Origin of the sequence: Grimontia kaedaensis (genome assembly GCF_023746615.1) — a bacterium.
Lineage (GTDB): Bacteria > Pseudomonadota > Gammaproteobacteria > Enterobacterales > Vibrionaceae > Enterovibrio > Enterovibrio kaedaensis.
Genome location: NZ_CP082275.1, coordinates 2,824,151 through 2,846,462 on the forward strand (window position 1 = coordinate 2,824,151; position 22,312 = coordinate 2,846,462).

At 49.0% G+C, this 22,312-nt stretch carries 17 protein-coding genes; 8 read left to right on the plus strand and 9 right to left on the minus strand.

Annotated elements, in window-relative coordinates; all coding sequences use genetic code 11:
- The first annotated feature begins 267 nt into the window (after positions 1-267).
- Both K6Q96_RS12795 and pta read left to right on the plus strand, forming a co-directional pair.
- A complete protein-coding gene (locus tag K6Q96_RS12795; protein WP_165014979.1) occupies positions 268-1,464 on the plus strand; it encodes an acetate kinase in 1,197 nt (398 codons plus the stop codon).
- Positions 1,465-1,623: 159 nt separating this feature from the next.
- Complete coding sequence (gene pta, locus K6Q96_RS12800; RefSeq protein ID WP_251879644.1) at positions 1,624-3,771, plus strand: phosphate acetyltransferase; 2,148 nt, start codon at positions 1,624-1,626, stop codon at positions 3,769-3,771.
- A 73-nt stretch (positions 3,772-3,844) separates the two neighbouring features.
- On the opposite strand, the gene K6Q96_RS12805 is transcribed toward pta, so the two are convergent.
- Complete coding sequence (locus K6Q96_RS12805; protein WP_251876245.1) at positions 3,845-6,742, minus strand: ATP-binding protein; 2,898 nt, start codon at positions 6,740-6,742, stop codon at positions 3,845-3,847.
- Positions 6,743-6,906: 164 nt separating this feature from the next.
- Here K6Q96_RS12805 and K6Q96_RS12810 point away from each other — a divergent pair, with 164 nt between their 5' ends.
- Positions 6,907-8,007, plus strand: a complete 1,101-nt coding sequence (locus K6Q96_RS12810; protein WP_251876247.1) for a response regulator — start codon at positions 6,907-6,909, stop codon at positions 8,005-8,007.
- Between the two features lie 13 nt (positions 8,008-8,020).
- Here the strand turns inward: K6Q96_RS12810 and K6Q96_RS12815 are convergent, their stop codons facing one another.
- The 8 genes from K6Q96_RS12815 to K6Q96_RS12850 form a co-directional block, all read right to left on the minus strand.
- Complete coding sequence (locus tag K6Q96_RS12815) at positions 8,021-8,677, minus strand: LysE family translocator (RefSeq protein WP_434802146.1); 657 nt, start codon at positions 8,675-8,677, stop codon at positions 8,021-8,023.
- A gap of 84 nt (positions 8,678-8,761) precedes the next feature.
- Positions 8,762-10,627 (minus strand): FG-GAP repeat protein, encoded by a 1,866-nt coding sequence (locus tag K6Q96_RS12820; RefSeq protein WP_251876249.1) that lies wholly within the window; start codon positions 10,625-10,627, stop codon positions 8,762-8,764.
- Positions 10,628-10,737: 110 nt separating this feature from the next.
- Complete coding sequence (locus tag K6Q96_RS12825; protein ID WP_251876251.1) at positions 10,738-12,642, minus strand: FG-GAP repeat protein; 1,905 nt, start codon at positions 12,640-12,642, stop codon at positions 10,738-10,740.
- Positions 12,643-12,843: 201 nt separating this feature from the next.
- Positions 12,844-14,223, minus strand: a complete 1,380-nt coding sequence (locus tag K6Q96_RS12830) for a TRAP transporter large permease (protein WP_251876253.1) — start codon at positions 14,221-14,223, stop codon at positions 12,844-12,846.
- On the minus strand, positions 14,220-14,786 hold the full coding sequence (locus K6Q96_RS12835) for a TRAP transporter small permease subunit (RefSeq protein ID WP_251876255.1): 567 nt from the start codon (positions 14,784-14,786) through the stop codon (positions 14,220-14,222). The genes K6Q96_RS12830 and K6Q96_RS12835 overlap by 4 nt, the downstream gene beginning before the upstream one ends.
- 72 nt (positions 14,787-14,858) lie before the next feature.
- A complete protein-coding gene (locus K6Q96_RS12840; RefSeq protein WP_251876257.1) occupies positions 14,859-15,968 on the minus strand; it encodes a TRAP transporter substrate-binding protein in 1,110 nt (369 codons plus the stop codon).
- 332 nt (positions 15,969-16,300) lie between these two features.
- Positions 16,301-17,716 (minus strand): PepSY-associated TM helix domain-containing protein, encoded by a 1,416-nt coding sequence (locus K6Q96_RS12845; protein WP_251876259.1) that lies wholly within the window; start codon positions 17,714-17,716, stop codon positions 16,301-16,303.
- 134 nt (positions 17,717-17,850) lie between these two features.
- Positions 17,851-18,186 carry a hypothetical protein gene (locus tag K6Q96_RS12850; RefSeq protein WP_251876260.1) on the minus strand — a complete coding sequence of 112 codons (336 nt, stop codon included), beginning with the start codon at positions 18,184-18,186 and terminating at the stop codon, positions 17,851-17,853.
- Between the two features lie 358 nt (positions 18,187-18,544).
- Here K6Q96_RS12850 and metN point away from each other — a divergent pair, with 358 nt between their 5' ends.
- The 5 genes from metN (at position 18,545) to K6Q96_RS12875 (ending at position 22,287) form a co-directional block, all read left to right on the plus strand.
- Positions 18,545-19,579 carry a methionine ABC transporter ATP-binding protein MetN gene (gene metN, locus K6Q96_RS12855; protein ID WP_251876261.1) on the plus strand — a complete coding sequence of 345 codons (1,035 nt, stop codon included), beginning with the start codon at positions 18,545-18,547 and terminating at the stop codon, positions 19,577-19,579.
- Positions 19,569-20,261: a methionine ABC transporter permease gene (locus tag K6Q96_RS12860; protein ID WP_251876262.1), complete on the plus strand. Its 693-nt coding sequence runs from the start codon at positions 19,569-19,571 to the stop codon at positions 20,259-20,261. The genes metN and K6Q96_RS12860 overlap by 11 nt, the downstream gene beginning before the upstream one ends.
- 59 nt (positions 20,262-20,320) lie before the next feature.
- Positions 20,321-21,133 carry a MetQ/NlpA family lipoprotein gene (locus tag K6Q96_RS12865; RefSeq protein WP_251876263.1) on the plus strand — a complete coding sequence of 271 codons (813 nt, stop codon included), beginning with the start codon at positions 20,321-20,323 and terminating at the stop codon, positions 21,131-21,133.
- 117 nt (positions 21,134-21,250) lie between these two features.
- Positions 21,251-22,015, plus strand: a complete 765-nt coding sequence (locus tag K6Q96_RS12870; RefSeq protein ID WP_251876264.1) for a sulfite exporter TauE/SafE family protein — start codon at positions 21,251-21,253, stop codon at positions 22,013-22,015.
- A complete protein-coding gene (locus K6Q96_RS12875) occupies positions 22,012-22,287 on the plus strand; it encodes an Rdx family protein (RefSeq protein WP_251876265.1) in 276 nt (91 codons plus the stop codon). Before K6Q96_RS12870 ends, K6Q96_RS12875 begins: the two co-directional genes overlap by 4 nt.
- Positions 22,288-22,312: the final 25 nt, after the last annotated feature.

The following is a 22,312-nucleotide window of genomic DNA, read 5'->3' on the forward strand; positions in this document are numbered from 1 at the left end:
CTCAAACCATGTTGAGTCACAAGGTTCTATACGCGAAATCTTCACGAATCAGTCACTGATGTGACAGATAAGCGGCATAGCCAGTCATGTGACCAAACGTAGGTTGGGCGCGGCACAGTGGGTATCTATCAAAGGACTGATGAGCGATGTATCTATTCCGCGACAAATTTTGCTAAAAGTTTTTCTGGGACGGTTAGTGTGATGTTAATCAACTATCCTTCTCCGATTAGTAAACACCATCTACTTTACACGAATAGGTAGTCTCAAATGTCTAAGCTGGTTCTTGTTCTTAACTGCGGCAGCTCTTCGCTGAAATTCGCAATCATCGACGCACAATCAGGTGATGAGCACCTGTCAGGTCTGGCAGAATGTCTGCACCTGCCAGAAGCACGCATTAAGTGGAAATTGGACGGCAAACACGAAGCTCAACTGGGCGAAGGTGCTGCGCACAAAGAAGCACTGAGCTTCATCGTTGAAACCATTCTGGCTTCTAAACCAGAACTGGCTGAAAACCTTGGCGCAATCGGTCACCGTGTTGTTCACGGCGGCGAGCAGTTCACTAAGTCTGCACTGATCTGTGATTCAGTACTTAAAGGTATCGAAGACGCAGCAAGCTTCGCACCTCTGCACAACCCTGCGCATCTGGTAGGTATTGAAGCGGCGAAAGCAGCATTCCCTACCCTGAAAAACGTCGCGGTATTCGACACTGCGTTCCACCAGACCATGCCTGAAGAAGCGTTCCTGTACGCACTGCCATACAAGCTCTACAAAGAGCACGGTATCCGTCGTTACGGCATGCACGGTACTTCTCACTACTTCATCGCTCAAGAAGCAGCTGCACAGCTTGATAAGCCAGTTGAAGAACTGAACATCATCAACTGTCATCTGGGTAACGGCGCATCTGTGTGTGCAATCAAGAACGGTAAATCTGTAGATACCTCTATGGGTATGACTCCTCTTGAAGGTCTGGTAATGGGTACCCGCTCTGGTGACCTGGATCCAGCAATCATCTTCCACCTGCACGATGCACTGGGTTACAGCGTTGAGCAAATCAACAGCATGCTGACCAAAGAGTCTGGCCTGATGGGTCTGACCGAAGTGACTTCTGACTGCCGTTTCGTTGAAGACAACTACGGTGCGAAAGAAGAAGCAACTCGCGCAATGGACGTCTTCTGTCACCGTCTGGCGAAATACGTAGCTAGCTACACTGCATGCCTTGACGGCCGTCTGGACGCGATCGTGTTCACTGGCGGTATCGGCGAGAACTCTGGCCCAATCCGTGAGCTGGTTCTGAACCGTCTTGCTCTGCTGGGTGTTGAAGTTGACCAAGAGCGCAACCTGAAAGCTCGTTTTGGCGGCGAAGGCGTTATCACTACTGATAGCAGCCGTGTTCCAGCGATGGTTATCTCTACCAATGAAGAGCTGGTTATCGCACAAGACACTGCACGTCTGGCTGAAATCTAATCGCCATTTGATGCAAACATACGGCTGATCAATGTGGTCAGCCGTTTCAATTTGGCAAAATTATCTGACTATCTGCCAAACTGAATTATTAACAAAACCCGTGTATGTGGGTTTTGGTCCCTACATAGTAAAGAGGAATCAAGCGTGTCCCGTACTATTATGCTCATTCCAATCGGCACAGGTGTCGGTCTGACCAGCGTTAGCCTGGGTGTACTGCGTGCGATGGAACAAAAGGGCCTTCGCGTCTCATTTTTCAAGCCTATCGCTCAGCCTCGCCATGGCGATAACCAGCCTGACCTTACAACAACCATCATCGAAGCAAACAGCGACATGAAAGTGGCAGAGCCACTGACCATGGCAAACGCTGAAGCGCTGATCCGTACCGATCAGACTGACGTGCTGATGGAAGAAATCATCGCCCGCTTCAAAGAAGCGACTGCTGAAGCAGAAGTCGCGCTGATTGAAGGTCTGGTACCTACCCGTAACCATCCGTTTGCGAACCAGGTTAACTACGAAATCGCAAAAACGCTGGATGCGGAAATCGTGTTCATCACCACTCCAGGTACTGACAACCCTGCGCAACTGAAAGAGCGCATTGAAGTTGCAGTATCTAACTTCGGTGGTAGCAAGAACTCAAACATTGCAGGCGTTGTGATCAACAAACACGGCGCACCGGTTGATGAGCAAGGTCGTACCCGTCCTGATCTGTCTGACATCTTCGACGACAACAATGCGGCGAAAGGCAGCAATGTTGAAGTGATGGAGATCTTCAACTCCAGCCCAATCCGCGTTCTGGGTTGTGTGCCTTGGAGCATCGACCTGATTGCAACACGTGCTAGCGATCTGGCGAAGCACCTGAATGCTGAAATCATCAACGAAGGTGAAATTAACACTCGCCGCATCAAGGGCATCACTTTCTGTGCGCGTTCAATCCCTAACATGGTTGAACACTTCCGCGCAGGTTCTCTGCTGGTGACTTCTGCTGACCGTCCTGACGTTATCGTTGCAGCGTGTCTGGCAGCGATGAATGGCCTGGAAATCGGTGCTCTGCTGCTGACTGGCGGCTACAGCATCCCAGAACAACTGAACGGTCTGTGCGAACGCGCATTCCAAGCTGGCCTGCCAGTGTTCACCACTGCGGGTAACACCTGGCAGACGTCTCTGAACCTGCAAAGCTTCAGTCTCGAAGTTCCAGCTGACGATAAAGAGCGTGTAGAGTTCGTTCAAAACCACGTTGCTGCACACGTTGACGGCAACTGGATTGAGTCTCTGTCTGAAGGCGCTGCACGTGTACGTCGCCTTAGCCCACCAGCATTCCGTTACCAGCTGACTGAGCTGGCTCGTAAAGCGGCTAAGCGTATCGTTCTGCCAGAAGGTGACGAGCCACGCACCGTCAAAGCAGCGGCCATCTGTGCTGAGCGTAAAATTGCGGAATGTGTGCTGCTGGGTAACCCAGAAGAAATCAAGCGTGTTGCTGACCAACAAGGCGTGGTTCTGGGCTCTGGCGTCACCATCATCGACCCTGAAGCAGTGCGTGAGCAGTACGTTGCACGTCTGGTTGAACTGCGTAAGAGCAAAGGCATGACCGAAGTGGTTGCGCGTGAGCAACTGGAAGACACCGTAGTACTGGGTACTATGATGTTGGAAGCGAACGAAGTACACGGTCTGGTATCTGGTGCGGTTCACACAACCGCAAACACCATCCGTCCACCGCTGCAAATCATCAAGACTGCGCCAAGTGCGTCTCTGGTATCTTCTGTGTTCTTCATGCTGCTGCCTGACCAGGTGTTGGTATACGGTGACTGTGCGATCAACCCAGATCCAAATGCAGAGCAACTGGCTGAAATCGCTATCCAGTCTGCAGATTCTGCAGCGGCATTCGGCATTGAACCTCGCGTAGCAATGATCTCGTACTCTACCGGTACCTCTGGTCAGGGTGCAGACGTTGAGAAAGTACGCGAAGCAACACTGATTGCTCAGCAGAAACGTCCTGATCTGATGATCGACGGTCCTCTGCAGTACGACGCCGCTATCATGGAAAACGTGGCAGCTTCTAAAGCGCCAAACTCTCCAGTAGCAGGTAAAGCGACCGTATTCGTATTCCCAGACCTGAACACTGGTAACACCACTTACAAAGCGGTACAGCGTTCAGCGGATCTGGTTTCAATCGGTCCAATGCTTCAAGGTATGCGTAAGCCTGTTAACGACCTGTCTCGTGGCGCACTGGTAGACGACATCGTTTACACCGTTGCACTGACTGCGATTCAGGCAAAACAAGCGGAAGATGCAGAAGCCGTAGCTGAATAAGCTCTCTGACTTCTGGAAGAAAAGCCGACGCAATCGCGTCGGCTTTTTTATGTTCACTTGAGAGCAAACGGGGTTATCCGGTTTTCTTCTTCAGTGCCTTAAGATGCTCTTCTGCTGTCAGGAAGTCGAACTGATTGATTGACTCCTGCAGACGCTTGAACTCATCGAGCTGGTTGCACCAATGTGGAAGGTCTTTTGACAGCGAAGACATCTTATCCTGCACGCCTATATCAAACTCTTGTAGGCTTGTCTGTAAAGCATTTATTTGTTCAATCAGATACGCATCTAATGGCTTAATTTCTTCTTGGACGGCTGGCTCATCTTCCACTGACGCTGAGCTTAAAGCGATTTCATCAAATTTATCAATAGCAGCCGTGATCAGGTTTTTCAGTTCATTCACATCCGCTTCAGTGACAGCTTCGCCCGAGTTGTATTTGTCCTCAAGTCCGGAAGCTATCTTGGCGATTTCATCGGCACCAATATTACTTCCCGCCCCTTTACATGAATGGGCTAATATCGCTTTTTCGCTGTTGTCTGCATCAGACAGTAACTGCTCCATCGCCGTTTTCTGAGAGGTCAGGAAAAGCGACAAGATTTTAAGATATTTGGCTTTATTGCCGCCCAGTCGCTGTACCCCTTCGCCGAGATTAATACCTGGTACGTTATCGACCATAAGGTCAAACATTGTGTCATCGTATTCCATGTTGACTCTCCTTCGGGTCCGTTCAGCATCTGCAGATTCCTGCTCTGCATCTGACTCCCCTTTGGGTTCCAGTGGTTCGGCGGCGGTCTCTTCCCCTTCCGTCGTCGCATTGGTATTTGCATTTGCCTCTGCGTTTACTTCCGTGGTGTGCTGTGTTTTTTCTGGCTCTGGCTCTGGCTCTGGCTCTGGCTCTGGCTCTGGCTCTGGCTCTGGCTCTGGCTCTGGCTCTGGCTCTGGCTCTGGCTCTGGCTCTGGCTCTGGCTCTGGCTCTGGCTCTGCAAGTGATGAAACCACAACCTGTTCAGTCGGCGCCTCAGATTTCTTCTCTTCGTGTTCATCTTTTGTGAGCCATTCAATTAGCTTTGTGTGAAGCAATTCAAAGTTAATCGGTTTTGCTAGGTGCTCATTCATACCAGCCTCACGACAGGCAGCTACATCGTGGGCGTCGGTATTCGCCGTCATGGCAAGTATTGGCAAGGACTTCATGTCGAGTTCCTGACGAATAGTCCGGGTAGCCGTTACCCCATCCACTACTGGCATTTGCATGTCCATCAAGATGATATCGATATGATGCTCTTTCACCATGTCGATAGCTTCCGCGCCATTATCTGCAACCAACACGCTCACTGGCAGAGCTTCCATAGCGCCCAGCGCGACTTCCTGATTGATGAGGTTATCTTCAACCAGTAGCACCACCTTATCCATAATGGCGACTTCTTCTTCCGGGATGTCTTCCAGCTCTAGCTCTGGTAGTTCAGAACGCCCATTTTTAATGGGTTTGATCGTGCGCGCTTCTTCGGTTAAGGCACGCATGAATTTAGATGGGAGTACCGGCGTGGTGGTCCAATTGAAGGCAAAGTTTGGTCTGGTATCCGGGATATCCAGACAATGTTTTTTCCCGCACAGAAGCAGCACAGATTGCTCCCGCGACAGGCTGTTAAAAATGGTCGAAATACTGGACTTCATATCCGCCGTGACTGAATCCCAATCTACCACCACGTGCTCGTAGGCACCTCGTTCGATACTGTGTTTACTGTGTTCGATGTCAGCCACATCACGGCATTGACTGACATTCGCGCCTGCAAAAACCAAAGGCTCCTTGATGTTGTTTCGAAGGGTGGCATTTGGCGACACAATCAATACGCTCTTGGCGGTCAACGCCCTTGCCCAAGCGCCGCCAAGTCTCGACGTTTCACGAAGGCCTGACTGACACGGTAAGGTGAACGAGAAAACACTGCCGTCACCCAGCCTACTATCCGCCTGAAGCTCCCCCCCCATGAGCGAAACCAATTCGCGTGCAAGGGTTAGCCCAAGGCCTCGACCGCCATGCTCGCGCGACGTTGATGTATCTGACTGAGAAAAAGGCTGAAATAGCGAGTCCAGTTCTTTGCGGCGGATACCGATGCCGGTGTCACGGATGGTAAAGCGGATTTTTACGTCAGATTCACGGCAGGACTCTAGAGTAACAGAGAGCGTCACCTCTCCCTCCTCAGTGAACTTGACCGCATTGTCCCCAATCGCCATCAGTACTTGAGTCAAACGCACCGAATCGGCATCGATTATTTTGGGTATTGCCATATCGAGGTTGACGCAGAACAACACATCTTTTTCCTGTGCACGCTCGCCTAATGCATCGGCAACGGGCGTAAGAATAGTTTCCAGGTTGCACTCGACCCATTCGATATGGAGGTTTCCGGCTTTGACATTGGTGAAATCAAGTACGTCATTTACCGCATCAAGCAATGAATTCGCTGAGCTGATCACCCTTTTGATATAGCGCTGCTGCTTTCCTTCAAGACCGCTGTCCATCGCAAGTTGGGACATTCCTAGAATCGCATTCAGAGGCGTTCTGAGCTCATGGGACATGTTAGATAGGAAGTCTCTCTTAGCCTGATGTGCCACGCGCGCTGAACGTTTAGCAATAGAAAGATCTTTCTCTGTTTGCCGGATTAGCTGGCGTTGCTCTTTAATTTGCGCCTGAAGGCTTTTGATGGTGATAGCCCCACGGACCACAGCCACCAAGAGCATGAGGATAATGCCCGTAAGAAGGGGCAGTAGGCTGACGCCATCCCCTGCTGGTGGCAGAGAAGTTGAAGACAAGTAGCCATGCTCTTCCTCTGCCCTCAGTGATATTGGCAGCAGTGTTAAAACCGCCACAATGACGGCCCGGTATTGTGTTCTGCTCACCACATTGCCCGCCTTTGAGATAATTCCTGAGAAAAGCTTTCCGCTGAGCGTGTCTACGCCCAATAAACTGCTTTTGATCATAGGTTTTAGTCTGCTCGTATTTGGCGCGAAACAGGTGCTTTTACTTTCACACCTTCGCGCTCTGTAACTGCATGTCTCAATTAAAATAATGCGACTCACAATTGGAACATTATTAAGAGTAGACCTAGGATTGAATTAGTGGAAAGTGATTCAGGAACCCTTTAATGGTGTCACCGGAAAACAACTCAAAGAAGCGCGCAACCATATTGGTCGTCGATGATACTCCAGAGAACCTTGTATTCGTGAGTGAAATGCTCAAAGAGGATTACGAGGTAAAAGCGGCAACCAACGGTCAAACAGCCCTTGCCATCGTTGAAAAATTTCCCATCGACTTAATTTTGTTGGATGTCGTCATGCCGGGCATGGACGGCTACGAAGTGTGTCGTCAAATCAAGGGCAAGAAAGGCGGAAGTGATATTCCGGTTATCTTTCTGACTTCTAAGTCAAAAGCCGAAGATCAGGAATTTGGCTTTTCTGTTGGCGCGGCAGACTACATCAAAAAGCCTCTCAGCCCGCCCATCACTATGGCTCGCATACGCATCCATTTAGAGAACAAAGCGTCTAAAGATTTTTTGCATGATCAAAATGAATTTCTGGAAGCGGAAGTTCAGCGTCGGGTTAAAGAACTCAGTGTCATTCAGGATGTTACCATCAATGCACTCGCAAGCTTGGCGGAGACACGCGACCAGGAAACCGGTAACCACATTGTTCGTACCCAGTACTATGTAAAAATCCTTGCAGACCAGCTCTATCTACGTGGTAAATATCCTGACATAGTAACGCCCGAATACGTCACTATGGTGTTCAAAACAGCGCCACTTCATGACATCGGTAAAGTCGGTATCCCAGACGCAATCTTGCTGAAACCGGGCAAACTGACGGCCGATGAATTCGAGATCATGAAAACTCACGCCAAACTTGGCTACGACGCGATAGTGAAGGCGGAGGAAGAAGTAGACGCTCATTATCCATTCCTGAGCGCAGCGAAAGAAATCGCCTATGGTCACCATGAAAAGTGGGACGGCTCAGGCTATCCTCAGGGTTTGGCGGGCGAAGACATTCCGCTAAGTGCCCGATTAATGGCGGTTGCTGATGTGTTTGATGCTTTGGTTAGTAAGCGGATTTACAAATCAGCGATGACCAATGACCAGGCGTTTGACATTATCCGGGAAGGCAGAGGTTCGCATTTCGACCCTCTGTTGGTCGATATTATGTTTGAAATGCAATCAGACTTTATAAAGATCGCAGAGACTTACAGAGACTGATTGTTTAGGTTTTTCAGCCTACCGCCAACCAAACACCCACGCCCATCATCAATGAGCCCGCGATGCGGTTCATCATACGTACGTTACCGCTTTTTTGCAGGAAATGACGTAGTGTGCGACCACCCGACGCATAAAGTAACAGGCAACCAAACTCCGTCAGTAAGATGATTCCAATAAGCACTGATAGCTGAGGCGTTAAGGCGAGTGAAGGGTTAATAAACGGTGGTAACAGCGAAATCATAAACGCCCAGCCTTTCGGGTTGGCAACGGCGGTGACGAAGCCTTGCATCGCTAGCGTAAGCGGAGACGTTTCTGAGTTTGAATTGAAGTCCTGAGGAATCGCCATTTTCCCTTTAGATAGCCACATCTGAACGCCAAGGTAAAACAGATAAGCGCCACCCAAGTACTTCAGAATCGCAAAAAGCTCTGGGTAATTGAGCATGATCGCCGCCACGCCAGCAACGGATGCCAGCGAGACCAAGCCCACACCAATTAACTCACCCCACATCATATGCATGCTGCGGCGCACACCAATACTCATGCCCAAGGTCATTGCCAAAGTCATGCACATACCCGGCGTTACCGATACAAAAAAGAACGTGGGAATAAACACTGCCAACATGGCGATATCAACTGCAGATGCCACTTCATCTCCGGACAATACAAGCATAAAAAAGCGTAGTAGAAACTGGAGAGGTTACAGCGTCAAGCAAGAGTTATCTAATTAAGCCAAAAATCAACATGACTGAAGGAGCTAGAAGAGATAGACAGCTCCTGAGTTGGTGGCACTATTATCCGTGGGATCACCGTTGATGTCTAAGGCAGAAGAAGATTCAAGATCGGCACTAATCGCGATACGCGAGCCATCTTCACTCAAGGCGATAGATGCTCCGAAATTATCTTCATCATCTGTGGCGGTTCCTTTGAGGTAATGGCTGAAAGTCCACACTGAATTATCATAGCGATAGACGGCAGCCGAGCCGGTATTTGTGTTCGAGTTATCGGTTTGTTCCCCGTCTATACCAATAGCGTTTGAGTCATCCCCTGCCGATGCGATGACAAGCGTTCCCCCATCACCGCTTAACGCCACCGATTCTCCAAAACGGTCAAAACTGTCTGCGTTTTCCATTTTAATGAATGCTTCTTGCATCCAGCTTCCGGCACTATATCTAAACACGTAAGCAGCGCCGGAGTTACTTGATGCATTGTTGGACTGGTCTCCATTGACACCAGAACCATCAGAATCTTCATAAAACGATGTCGCAACCAGCACTGTTCCGTCTTGATTAAGATCGACTAAATTACCAAACCTGTCACCATTTCCGGTGTTAGACGCTTTAATATAAGATTCCTGCTGCCACCCTAATGCCAAGTCGTAACGAAAAACATAAACGGCTCCCGCGTTAACAGCATCGTTATTTGACTGGTCCCCATCAATGCCAATGGTGTCGGAGTCTTCTGACCATGCTCCTGATGCAAGGGTGTTTCCATCACCACTTATCGCTAAACCAAAACAAAAGGTGTCATTTGCCTCGGTATTAGACGCCTTGATGTAAGCGTCTTGAGCCCAATCACTGCCATCAAACCGAAAAACATAAACAGCTCCCGAATTTGAAGCCAAATTATTGGAGCCATCACCATCAATGCCTATCGCATTTGAGTCTTCATTTCTTGCACATACTGCCAACGTATTCCCATCCTCACTCAGTTGGCCAGCATTCCCAAACGCATCCCTCGAGCCTGAGTTGGATGGCTTGATGTAAGCTTGCTGGTTCCAAGTACCAGCTGAATACCGAAAGACATAAACTGCGCCATTGCCATCTCCACCATTGTCAGAAGCATCGCTGTTGATACTATTCGTTGAAGAATCTTCGCCTGGGGCGGTGACTGACAGGGTGTTTCCATCAGCGCTAAGCGAAACGCTCTTACCAAAGTTGTCTCCGCTATCCAGTATCGAGGGTTTGATATACGCTTGTTTTGACCAGACACCGCCTTGTCGTCGATAGACATACACAGCACCAGAACTGGCTGATGAGTTATCCGCTTCATCTCCATTGACGCCGGTTGCATTTGAGCTCTCATTGGCCGCACCGACCACGAGCGTATTGCCATCCTCACTCAGTGCAATTGATGACCCATACTCGTCCAGACTTTCTGCGTTTGATGCTTTGATGTAGCCAATAAGCTGATTTGCTACTGTGTTTACAATAGAAATTTCGTTCGAGTCTTTCTGTAATCCATCTCGGGAGGCTCTTATAAAATAATCACCTTGAACAGCGCTCAGGGCTCCACCAATATCGACATTCAGGCTCAGTGCATTGGTGACAGATGCAAGTTCCAAACATCCTTGGCTCTGAGAGGGATCTTTCTGACATATGGAGTAGGAAATGGGAGACTCGTTATTTTCTCCTGCAGCATCCCACTCAAATTCCACCCTACCAATGTAAGCAGTTGGGGAAGAAGAATTGGCTGGAGAAACCGAGATAATATTAAAGGCACTTAAAGATGATGAACTTACTTCATCCTTGGGCGTGCTTCTCTCTTGCCATAGCACTAATTCGGGACAACCCGTCAACACAGGTACAGCCATAAAAAAGACTATTTTAAGATAAATATACATATCACTCTCTGTTCTGATTCTTTTTCTCCAAGCGCAATATAGAGCTCCCTCATTGGTATTGGTGTAAAATACTTGTGCTCAAGAAGTATTTCTTTTTGCAATAGAATATCTTAGAAGAGGTAGACTGCTCCTGAGCCTGAAGCGCCATTAACACCAGCATTACCATTGATGTTTATTGACGTCGCATCTTCACCTTGAGCGCCCACTGCTATCGAAGAACCATCCTGACTGATTGATATCCCACTCGCACCAAATCCATCAAAATTTTCTGTATTCGTTGATTTAAGATAATGGACGTACTCCCAATTTGAATCACGATACTGGTATAGATGCACAGCCCCTGAGTTTTTTTGAGAACTATCAATAGCCTCACCGTTCATTCCAATGGAGCCAGAATCATCTTGAGAAAAGATAGCAAGCGTATTCCCGTCACCACTTACGTTTACATTGCTCAACTGGTCATTATTCGCCGGAGAATTCAATTTAATAAATGCCTCTTGAACCCAGGCACCTGAATCGAAGCGAAATAGATATACTGCACCAGTATTCGTAGACAGGTTATTTGATTGCGTTCCATTTACTCCTATACCATCAGAATCTTCCTTCGGTGCCGACACAGCCAACATATTTCCTGTATCGTCTAGCGATACAGCATGACCAAACTCATCAGTGTTACCTGAATTTGACGCTTTAATATAAGCTTGTTGGCTCCAACTTCCTGCACTGTAACGAAACACATAAGCTGCGCCATTGTCATTGCCACTGTCACCTTGCGAACCATCAATTCCCGTCGCATCAGAATCTTCAAACTTTGCCCCGGCGGCTATCGTGTTGCCATCACCACTCACAGAGACTGAGCTACAAAATCGATCTTCAGCCCCCGTATTTGATGCTTTTATGTAAGCATCTTGACTCCACCCACCATTGCTGAATCTGAAAACATGCATAGCACCAGAGTTTGTGCTGCCCGTGGCATTATCGTCACCATTGATACCCGTCGCGTTGGAATCATCCCCGAGGGAACATACAACCACCACGTTGCCGTCATTGCTCATAGAAACGCCACCCCCTAAGAAATACTGATACCTTGGGGCTGAAGCTTTGATATAGGCTTCCTGGACCCAGTAGCCAGAATCAAAGCGGAATATATACACAGCCCCGGATCGTGCCCTGGAATTATTAGTGTCATCACCATTTACGCCTGAAGCGTTTGAGTCTTCATTAGGCGCTGTGACCACCAAAGTATTGCCATCACTGCTAAGGGCAATAGCTCGACCAAACTCATCCTCATTGTTAACAACATTGGGTTTGATATAAGCTTCCTTTATCCAAGTACTGTTTGATTTTCGATACAAATAAACAGCACCTGAGTTAGAACTTGAGTTATTCGACTCATCTCCATTAATGCCTGACCAATTCGAATCTTCCTGCTTCGCACCGACGGCGAGTGTCCCCCCATCATCACTCAATGCAACCGCTACACCATAGATATCATTCTCCCCAGCATTTGAGGCCTTAAAGTACCCGATAAGCTGATTGATCACGTCACTTTCCAGTGAAAGCTCATTCGAAGCAAGGTATTCGCTCCCGGCTTGTGCGAGAACAAAGTAAACATTATCTGCGGCTTTAAGTGCACCACCTACATCAACATATGAACTGAATTCATTGTTGACACTAATCAGCGGTGAGCAATTCTGAGGTTGAGTTGTATCCTTTTGACATACGGTATAGGTCACGGAAGTACTGGTATCTTTCGTCGCAACTTCCCACAGAAAAAGGGCACGCCCAACATTCGCATCTGGTGATGAAGTATTACCCGAGGAGACTGACACGAGGTTGAATGCTTCCAGTACGCTGACATCTGAATCGCTAACGGCAGAATCGTCCGAATCCAATAAAACTAAAAAAGGACAACCCGTCAGCACAAATACTGTCAGCAGTGCCCCCACACGCAAAAGCATGAACAGAAAAGTAGCTAGAAAAAAGCGAGGGCGGATCAAAATGGTCAGACGCATTCCCAAAAACTAAAGAAACGATATTCAAGCTTATTACTCTAAATGTAGACCCAGCATAAAAACACATGACTCATATTTAAATCAAAAACCTCAAACTGAGATAGTAGTATGGGATACTCCATAGCTAAACTATGGTCTTGCTGATACACAGTAAAAAGCCTCCTTTGCAGGAGGCTTTCAGTTTTACGCAAACACCAAATCTTAGCCGTAAACCAAATCCGGTAACCAAGTCGCCAGTGACGGCCAGTAAGCCAACATCATCAATACCAGAATCTGGATGGCAATAAACGGCATCACACCGCGGTAGATATCCATGGTTGAAATGGAGTCCGGTGCCACACCCCGCAGATAGAACAGCGAGAAGCCAAACGGTGGTGTCAGGAATGACGTCTGTAGATTCAGCGCGATCATGATGCCAAGCCAAACCGGGTCAACACCCATGGTCAGAAGTATTGGCGCAACAATCGGGATGACAACAAAGGTAATTTCGATGAAATCAAGAAAGAAGCCCAGCAGGAACAACACCAGCATAACTAAAAGCATCGCGCCAAACACACCACCCGGCAGGCTGGTGAGGAAGTCGCGAACAATATCGTCACCGCCAAAACCACGGAATACCAGCGCAAACAGCGACGCGCCAATCAAGATCATAAAGACCATGGCAGTCACTTCTGTGGTGGTACGCATGACTTCCTTGAGGATAGCGATGTTAAACATGCGCTTGCTGGCCGCAAGGATGATTGCACCTACGGAACCCACAGAGGCCGCTTCTGTTGGTGTGGCAACCCCTGTCAGAATTGAGCCAAGAACCAATACAATCAGCAGTACAGGCGGGATCAGTACGGTCAAAACCTGAACAAGCAACTCTTTGCTTACCTTGCGTTCTTCAGCTGGGATCGGCGGAACACGATGCGGTTGGAAAATCGCAACACCAATCAGGTACACAATGTACAGTCCCACCAATACAAAGCCAGGGATCAGCGCACCGAGGAATAGGTCACCGACAGTAACACTCTCTGGAGAGTAAATACCCTGATCAAGCTGCGCCTGCTGGTACGCCGAAGATATCACATCCCCCAGCAGCACGAGCACGATGGATGGCGGAATGATCTGCCCTAGCGTACCTGAGGCACAAATCGTTCCCGTCGCGATACGTGGGCAATAACCACGCTTCATCATCGAAGGCAGAGACAGCAAGCCCATGGTTACCACGGTCGCGCCAACAATACCGGTACTCGCCGCCAGCAGCATCCCTACGATAGTTACTGAGATACCCAAACCACCCGCTAATCCGCCAAACACCTGCCCCATGGTATCGAGCAAATCTTCTGCGATTTTAGATTTCTCCAGCATCACACCCATAAAGATGAACAGCGGGATAGCAACTAACAATTCGTTAGATAAGGTGCCAGAGATCCGGTTAGGGATTGCCTCAAGGAAGGCTGGGTCAAAAGCATCGGTCACAGTGCCGATGAAAGCAAACAATAATGCCGAGCCACCCAGTGAAAACGCCACTGGATAACCTATCAGCAATACACCAAAGGTAAACAAGAAAAGGACCAGTGCGAGGAACTCGGTCATAGTGCGTGCTCCTCATCGTGGTCTTCTAATTGTTTGGCCAAGTCTTGGTGGCCTGTTAGTGTCAGTAAAGCTCTCAATGATTCTGCAATACCTTGAATAATCACCAACGCAGGCATCAACAAAATACTGGTTTTAAAGATATAGCGCGCATCAACACCACCTGCCTCCTGAGAACCTTCCATAATGGCCCACGAAGCAGAGACGTAATCCCACGCGATATAAAAGATAAACAAGCAGGTTGGGAGTAGTAAAAAGAGAAAACCAAAAAGGTCTACCAAGGCTTTTTTCTTTTCACTCATCGGGCGATAGAAAATATCCACGCGCACGTGAGCACCTTTCAGCAGCGCGTAAGCTGCCCCAAGCATAATCACGTAATTATGAAAATAGAGAACGGACTCCTGCATAAACACTGAGCCCGTGTTAAACACATAACGCATCACAACCACCACAAAGGTGATAAGCACAATTGCCAACACGAACCAGGAAACGAAGCGACCCGTCCAATCACTGAATCGATTGATCCCTTTGATCAGGGAAATCAGAAAAGGAGAAGCGGTTTCCATACAACAACTCTTACTTTTTGTTTTTATGAGGGTATTGAAAAAGGCAGCGCCCCGGGCGCTGCCTGTTCAACATTATTGCGGATTACGGGCGTTCAGCATGGCTTGCTCAGAAATGGCATGCCAGTCAATTGCCTGATCTCGGAATGATTTGTAAGAGTCGTAAACCTTCTTACTGATTTCATCCACTTCTGCCTGCTCAGCAACCACTTCATCAGCTACTGCTTGCAGTTGAGTCAGTACTTCTTGTGGGTAAGGACGAAGCTCTACTTTGTGCTCGTTCACCAAGCTTTCCAGCGCTGCGTTGTTGCGCGCAGTGAATTCAGCCAGCATGTCGGCATTCGCTACACGTGTTGCCGCCAGAACGATAGATTGCAGATCTTTAGGCAGCTTCTCAAATGCTTGCTTGTTGATCAGCGCTTCTAGCGTTGTACCTGGCTCGTGCCACCCAGGGTAGTAGTAGTATTTCGCCGCTTTGTGCAAACCAAATGCCAAATCGTTGTATGGACCTACCCACTCAGTCGCATCAATCGCGCCAGATTGCAGAGATGGGAAGATTTCGCCGCCCGGCAGCAGTACAGGCGTACCGCCTACACGCTTCAGCACTTCACCACCCAGACCAGGGATGCGCATTTTCAGACCCTCAAGGTCAGTGATTTGATTGATTTCTTTGTTGAACCAACCGCCCATTTGCACACCAGTGTTACCCGCTGGCATTGGGATGACACCAAACGGTTCATAAGCTTCCGCCCAGAGTTCCAGGCCGCCGCCATTGTAGATCCAGCCGTTCATTTCCTGCGCCGTCAGACCAAAAGGGACTGCTGCAAAAAACTGGCCTGCTGGTGCTTTACCTTTCCAGTAGTAGCCAGCGCCATGACCCATTTCGGCAGTACCACGAGATACTGCATCAAACACATCCAGTGCACCCACCAGTTCGCCGGCACCGTACACTTTCACTTCCAGGCGACCGTCACTCATTTCAGTGATCAGCTCTGCAAGGTTGTTTGCGCCCGTTCCCAAACCAGGGAAGTTCTTCGGCCAGGTGGTGACCATTTTCCAGGTTACTTTTTCTTGCGCAGCGGGTGCAGCTTCAGCTGCCGCTTCCTGCTTTTGCTCACCACAGCCGGCCATGAACACACTGAGTGCTACTGCGGCGGTGGCGAGGAACGAACGACGTTTCAACATGATTTCAGTCTCCTTGCTCGAAATGGCGGTAACAACAGGCAACGCGGAAAGTTGCAAAAGATAGGTGCAGGCTGCCTGTTCAATCCGTGGCAATCTCACTAACTATGCAGTTAATAAGATGTTGCAATAACTTTACTCATTATGCGCCTAGGCAAGTAGCTTCATCACAAGGTAGTTTGAAGTCGGTCAAACAATGATCAGGTTTTATTTAACCTTCTGATAGATAACTCCCTATGTAGCCTCCTAATTGCCTGCTAGCACTTACTGTTTCTGGGGATTTCACCTTGTTTAAAATGCACTAAAAAGCCCCTATTCTCAGGGGCTCAATTTTGTTAACTGAAAGCTTGTTTCAAACTCTGCACACGTCGGAAGATAAGCCAATCGATGCATAAAATTGCAACCACTGACAAGCCAGCGAGCGGAAACAACAGACAGATCGCAATCAGGGTTGTCGCTCCGACCACCCAAAAACCATTTCCTGCCGCAACGGGTGGCGCACCCAGTTTGCGTGAACCGTTCGGACGACGCTTCCACCACATGACACCACCTGTGATAGATATAGCGATAAAGACAAGACAGAAAAATACATTCAGCACTTTATTGATGATGCTGATATCCCCCTGATGTAACGCAATACCTGCTGCCATCGCTTTTGCCATCCAGTTGTAGTCTGCAAAGGTAATATCTGCCAGCACTTCACCACTGTATTGGTCTATATGCATGGTCCTGTCTTGCGTTGGGTCGGTAATATCCCCACTCATGGTGTTAGCCGACAAGGTGTAAACCCCAGTATCAGACTTCGGAAACTTCATCTTATAGTGGGTAAAACCCACTTCCTTTGCCTTGATTACAACTTGGTCGATGCTCACCGCCGCAGAGTACTTACGTTCCACACTTGGTTCAGATGCGCCATGGCCACCGTGATGGGAGGTTGGTACCGGCGTTTGCTCAAGATTCCAAGGCATTTCCTCTTCAGAGCCATGATTAAGCATCTTGTGGGTAATCACTGATTCTGGCGCGTTCTTAGAACGTTCCGCTGGGAAGCTTCCCCAAGGCTGAACAATTTTTCCGCCCCAGATACCTGCCCAGGCAAGACCAGACAATACAAACAGCAGTAATACTACAGAGAACACGCCACCTAGATTGGCATGCAAGTCCCGCATGAAAATGCGGGAACCGCTGTCGGTTCGAATCTTAAGAAAACCGGCTCGGCTTGCCGCGTCTTTCGGCCACCAGAGGTAAATCCCTGACACCAGAAGCAGAATCATAAAACTCGCTGCCGTCTCAATCAGCCGGTCACCTAAATCGCCAATCAACAAAGTGCCATGGATATCGTTCGCCAGCTCATACCAACTATCGCTGCGGTCGATTGTCCCCGTGACTTCTGCTGTATACGGGTTCACTAAGGCAAAACGGGTTTCACGGCTTGGCAATTGAATGGAAAAACGGCTGACAGTGTCTGCCGTGCGCGCTGGAATAAATTGCGTCACCGTTGCTTCTGGAAAGGCCTGATTAACCGCATTGAGCTGTTCAGAAGGTTGCATCACTTGACCGCTGGCCTGAACCGCTAGCAAATCTCCATAGCGGGCTGATTCAATCTCATCATCAAACAGCATGACAAGACCAGTAACGCTCAGCATCAACATAAAGGGAATAACGAAAAGTCCGGCATAGAAGTGCCATCGCCAAGCAGTGAAATATCGCGCTTTTTGGGCAGGCGCAGCCGCTGTTTTGCTCTCACTAACCATGGTTAGTTTTCCTTTCTCATAAGCAAACACACCGCAAAACACGCAGTGCATTTTTATAGATGACTTTACTCAGTGGGCTTAGCGCCCTATTTATTTTTGTTCTAGAACACTCCAGCTGTATGTGAGCTCGGAGATCATGAGAGTGAGAAAGGTGGGGCACGGGCTATGGGAGATTCAAACCTTACCCTTTGAGCCAATAAAGAGTAATGCTGATTCCCCACGAACTTGACGTGAGTATGCGTGTCTGTCGTGGTGAGTGTAAGGTGATGACTAAAAGAGAGATGGCTGAACGGACAAGGCTTTCCATGGTGCTTTCCTTCACCGCTGGTTTCTTCCCCTTCAACCTGAACCAGCTTAAAGCCATTAACAGTACAGAGTGTTTCCCAGACGCCAGCATTGCTGCCATGGGCATTTATCACAGGCATCAGTGAGACCAGCACCCAACTTAAGGCGCTTGCCAACAACATCATTCGTTTAAATGACGCCCTCACATACCCATCCCGTCTGTGAATACAAACGACGCAATATATATCACTAGGTGTATTGATGCAGTGAGCCAGTACAAAAAGGGAGCGATTGATGTGAGGTATGTTAAAAAACAGGTTACACGCCCGCAAAGATTGGGTATTCCTAGCAGCTCAAGCCACTCTCAAATCCCTTATCAATCGCTAAGCCGTTAAATACACGTTTAGACGTCTAGCCGTAAAAATATCTATTGACTTATTTTGAGACAATAAATAGCATCAAACACCAGATAGCCACAAAAACCCCATAAAAATCGCTATCTTTCTCACCTTTTATTAACACGATTTTTGTCCAGGAAGGCCTATGATCGAAATAAAACAGGTTAACAAGGAGTTCAAACAGGGTGATCTCACGATTCATGCCCTGCGCGATATTGACCTCCAGATTCCTCAGGGCAGAATTTTTGGTGTTATTGGTGCATCAGGTGCCGGTAAAAGTACACTGATCCGCATCGTCAACCTCCTGGAACGCCCAACCTCCGGGAAAGTCGTCGTCGACGGCGTTGAGCTCACCGCTCTGTCTCAATCAGAACTGACCCGCGAACGCCAGAAAATCGGCATGATTTTCCAGCACTTTAACCTTCTTTCCTCACGCACTGTCTTTGACAATGTGGCACTTCCTCTGGAATTAGCAGGTAAAGACAAACAACATATTCAACACAAAGTGACTGAGCTGCTGGATTTGGTCGGCCTAAATGATAAACACCAGAGCTATCCCTCTAACCTCAGCGGCGGTCAAAAGCAGCGCGTGGCTATTGCGCGCGCGTTGGCGAGCGATCCAAAAGTTCTACTGTGTGACGAAGCCACCAGCGCATTGGATCCGGCGACGACCCACTCCATCCTGAACCTATTGCAGACCATTAACCAGAAGCTGGGTTTGACCATTTTGTTGATCACCCACGAAATGGACGTAGTGAAGCGCATCTGTCACGAAGTGGCGATCATTGGTGGTGGTGAGTTGGTAGAAAAAGGCCCAGTAGGTAATATCTTCGCTCATCCTAAAACAGAGCTGGCGCGCACCTTTATCCGTGCAACGCTGGATCTTTCCATTCCACAGGATTACGAGGAGCGACTGCAACCTCAGAGTGATGGTCATTTACCGCCACTGGTTCGCCTTGAGTTTACTGGCGCCAGTGTCGATGCCCCGCTTATCAGCCAGGTATCGCGAAAGTTCAATATCGACATCAGCATCCTGAGTTCTGACATGGACTATGCAGGCGGCGTGAAATTTGGCCTTATGCTGGCTGAATTCTTTGGCGACGAAGAGAACGTCAACCACGCGTTGACTTACCTAAAAGATCACAACATCAACATCGAGGTGCTGGGCTATGTCGCTTAATATCGCAGCTGTTTCAAGCTGGTTTGCTGAAAACGAACGCCTTGTTGGCCTGTTGATTGATGCTTTGGGCCAGACCCTGACCATGGTCTTTGTCTCCGGTGCGATTGGTTTCCTGTTTGGTATTCCTTTAGGTGTGTTACTGCACCTCACCAAGCCCCGCGGCCTGTTGGAAAACGCGGCACTGAATAAATCCATTGGCATCATCGTCAATATTGGCCGCTCAATCCCCTTCATCATTTTGCTGGTAGCCATCATCCCATTCACTCGCTTCATCATGGGAACGTCCATCGGTACAGGTGCAGCGATTGTTCCCCTCACTGTCGGTGCGATTCCGTTTATCGCCCGTCTGGTTGAAGGTGCATTGCTGGAAGTGCCGTCAGGCTTGGTCGAGGCGGCTCAGGCGATGGGCGCAACACCACTACAAATTATCCGCAAAGTCCTACTGCCAGAAGCGCTGCCGGGCATATTGAACGGCGCAACCATTACCTTAGTAACGCTGGTGAGCTACTCCGCCATGGCAGGTGCCGTTGGCGGCGGCGGACTGGGTGATGTGGGTATCCGATACGGCTACCAACGATTTGACGGTACCGTCATGTTGATCACCGTGGTGATGCTGGTGATATTGGTACAAATGATTCAGTCAGCCGGCGACTATTTCGTGAAGCGGGTTGATCACAGATAAAAAAACGGATGGTGACATCATCCGGATAAATGGAAATTCTATTTTTAGGGAGATACATAATGACTTTTACACTCAAGAAAATTGCTGCAGCTGTTGGCCTTGCTTCTACTCTGGTTCTGACCGGTTGTGGTCAGGAAGAGACTGTTGATCTGACGAAAGTAAAAATCGGTGTTATCGCCGGTGCTGAAGAGCAAGTAGCAGAAGTCGCAGCAAAAGTAGCGAAAGAGAAATACGGCCTGGATGTTGAACTGGTGACTTTCTCTGACTACGTCACGCCAAACGCCGCGCTGGATGAAGGCTCTATCGATGCAAACGCATTCCAGCACAAGCCATACCTCGACCAGCAAATTTCTGACCGCGGTTACAAGTTCGAAATCGCCGGTAACACCCTGGTTTACCCAATCGCGGGTTACTCAACCAAAGTGACTTCCGTTGAGCAATTGGAAAACGGCGCGCAGATCGCTGTACCAAACGACCCAACCAACCTTGGCCGCTCACTGCTGCTGCTTGAGCAACAAGGTCTGATTGAAGTGAAAGACGAAGCGGGCCTGAAAGCAACGGTTCTGGATATCACGGCGAACCCTAAAAACCTGAAAATCGTAGAACTGGAAGCTGCTCAACTGCCACGCTCTCTGGAAGATGTTTCACTGGCAATCATCAACACCACCTTCGCTAGCGAAATCAACCTGTCACCAGAGAAAGACGGCATCTTCGTGGAAGACAAAGAGTCTCCATACGTGAACCTGATTGTTGCCCGTGCGAACAACGTGACTGCGCAAAACGTTCAGCAGTTCGTACAGTCTTACCAGACTGACGAAGTGTACAACGCAGCATCTGAAATCTTTGATGGCGGCGCAGTCAAAGGCTGGTAATCGCCGTTAGTTCGAGTAAAAATTGCTCCCCCATCAAGCCCGTGTTCATCACGGGCTTTTTTCTGTCTCGGACAACCTGATACACTGCGTTTCCACAACGGATGACTTTGAGCGAACATGGACTTTCTCTCTACCATTGGCCTTTTCATTGGCTCCTTGATTGCCAATACCCTCGCCTCTTTGGCTGGCGGCGGTGCAGGGCTTTTGCAACTTCCCCTATTGTTATTTCTTGGCCTCGGCTTTTCTGTTGCACTGGCAACCCACAAAGTGGCCTCTGTGGCGCTTGGGCTTGGCGCGGCGCTCAAGCATTGGCGTAGTGGCAACCTCAACCCTAAACTCACTCTTTACGTGACATTGGCTGGCGCTGCCGGGGTGATCGGTGGTGCCAATCTCATTCTTTTTGTTCCGGGTCCTTTAGCCGAAGGGTTGCTGGGTGGGTTCATCATCTTGCTGGGTGTTTACTCACGGATGCGCAAAACACTCGGGCAGGAAGCAGAGCCCAAACACCGCGATACGATGGGCATGGTTCTAGGTTGCTTAGGACTCAGCGCGATCGGCTTGCTGAACGGTTCCCTCACCGCGGGCACAGGTCTGTTCGTCACACTGTTTTTGGTTCGCTGGTTTGGCTTCGATTACAAGCAGGCTGTCGCACTGACTTTGGTGAGCGTAGGCATATTCTGGAACGGATTGGGTGCAGCAACACTGGCAATTGCCGGCGCGGAGATTTACTGGCCGTGGATCCCTGCACTCCTGGTGGGTTCTATTTTAGGTGGTTACCTCGGTGCGTACCTCGCCGACAAATACAGCAACAAGATGATAAAAATTGCGTTTGAGCTGCTGACCTTTGCAGTAGGTATCAAGCTTTTGTGGGGCGTGTTATGAACAAAGTCAATATCGAGATTTATTACTGCCGCCAGTGCAACTGGATGTTGCGCGCTACCTGGATGTCTCAGGAGTTGCTTTCCACCTTTAGCGAGGAAGTGGATAGTTTAACCCTGCACCCCGACACAGGTGGCAGGTTTGAAATTCACTGCAATGGCGAATTGATTTGGGAGCGCAAGCGAGACGGCGGTTTTCCTGAAGCCAAAGTGCTGAAACAACGCGTTCGAGATGTGTTCGATCCAGACCGAGATCTGGGGCACGTCGACCATTAACCTGCGCTTCTGACGGGTATGCCAG

Excerpts from the sequence above, each read along its gene's own strand:
- K6Q96_RS12795 (WP_165014979.1), top strand. The coding sequence starts at position 268 with ATGTCTAAGCTGGTTCTTGTTCTTAACTGCGGCAGCTCTTCGCTGAAA.
- pta (WP_251879644.1), top strand. The coding sequence starts at position 1,624 with ATGCTCATTCCAATCGGCACAGGTGTCGGTCTGACCAGCGTTAGCCTG.
- K6Q96_RS12805 (WP_251876245.1), bottom strand. The coding sequence starts at position 6,742 with ATGATCAAAAGCAGTTTATTGGGCGTAGACACGCTCAGCGGAAAGCTT.
- K6Q96_RS12810 (WP_251876247.1), top strand. The coding sequence starts at position 6,907 with ATGGTGTCACCGGAAAACAACTCAAAGAAGCGCGCAACCATATTGGTC.
- K6Q96_RS12815 (WP_434802146.1), bottom strand. The coding sequence starts at position 8,677 with ATGCTTGTATTGTCCGGAGATGAAGTGGCATCTGCAGTTGATATCGCC.
- K6Q96_RS12820 (WP_251876249.1), bottom strand. The coding sequence starts at position 10,627 with ATGTATATTTATCTTAAAATAGTCTTTTTTATGGCTGTACCTGTGTTG.
- K6Q96_RS12825 (WP_251876251.1), bottom strand. The coding sequence starts at position 12,642 with ATGCGTCTGACCATTTTGATCCGCCCTCGCTTTTTTCTAGCTACTTTT.
- K6Q96_RS12830 (WP_251876253.1), bottom strand. The coding sequence starts at position 14,223 with ATGACCGAGTTCCTCGCACTGGTCCTTTTCTTGTTTACCTTTGGTGTA.
- K6Q96_RS12835 (WP_251876255.1), bottom strand. The coding sequence starts at position 14,786 with ATGGAAACCGCTTCTCCTTTTCTGATTTCCCTGATCAAAGGGATCAAT.
- K6Q96_RS12840 (WP_251876257.1), bottom strand. The coding sequence starts at position 15,968 with ATGTTGAAACGTCGTTCGTTCCTCGCCACCGCCGCAGTAGCACTCAGT.
- K6Q96_RS12845 (WP_251876259.1), bottom strand. The coding sequence starts at position 17,716 with ATGGTTAGTGAGAGCAAAACAGCGGCTGCGCCTGCCCAAAAAGCGCGA.
- K6Q96_RS12850 (WP_251876260.1), bottom strand. The coding sequence starts at position 18,186 with ATGATGTTGTTGGCAAGCGCCTTAAGTTGGGTGCTGGTCTCACTGATG.
- metN (WP_251876261.1), top strand. The coding sequence starts at position 18,545 with ATGATCGAAATAAAACAGGTTAACAAGGAGTTCAAACAGGGTGATCTC.
- K6Q96_RS12860 (WP_251876262.1), top strand. The coding sequence starts at position 19,569 with ATGTCGCTTAATATCGCAGCTGTTTCAAGCTGGTTTGCTGAAAACGAA.
- K6Q96_RS12865 (WP_251876263.1), top strand. The coding sequence starts at position 20,321 with ATGACTTTTACACTCAAGAAAATTGCTGCAGCTGTTGGCCTTGCTTCT.
- K6Q96_RS12870 (WP_251876264.1), top strand. The coding sequence starts at position 21,251 with ATGGACTTTCTCTCTACCATTGGCCTTTTCATTGGCTCCTTGATTGCC.
- K6Q96_RS12875 (WP_251876265.1), top strand. The coding sequence starts at position 22,012 with ATGAACAAAGTCAATATCGAGATTTATTACTGCCGCCAGTGCAACTGG.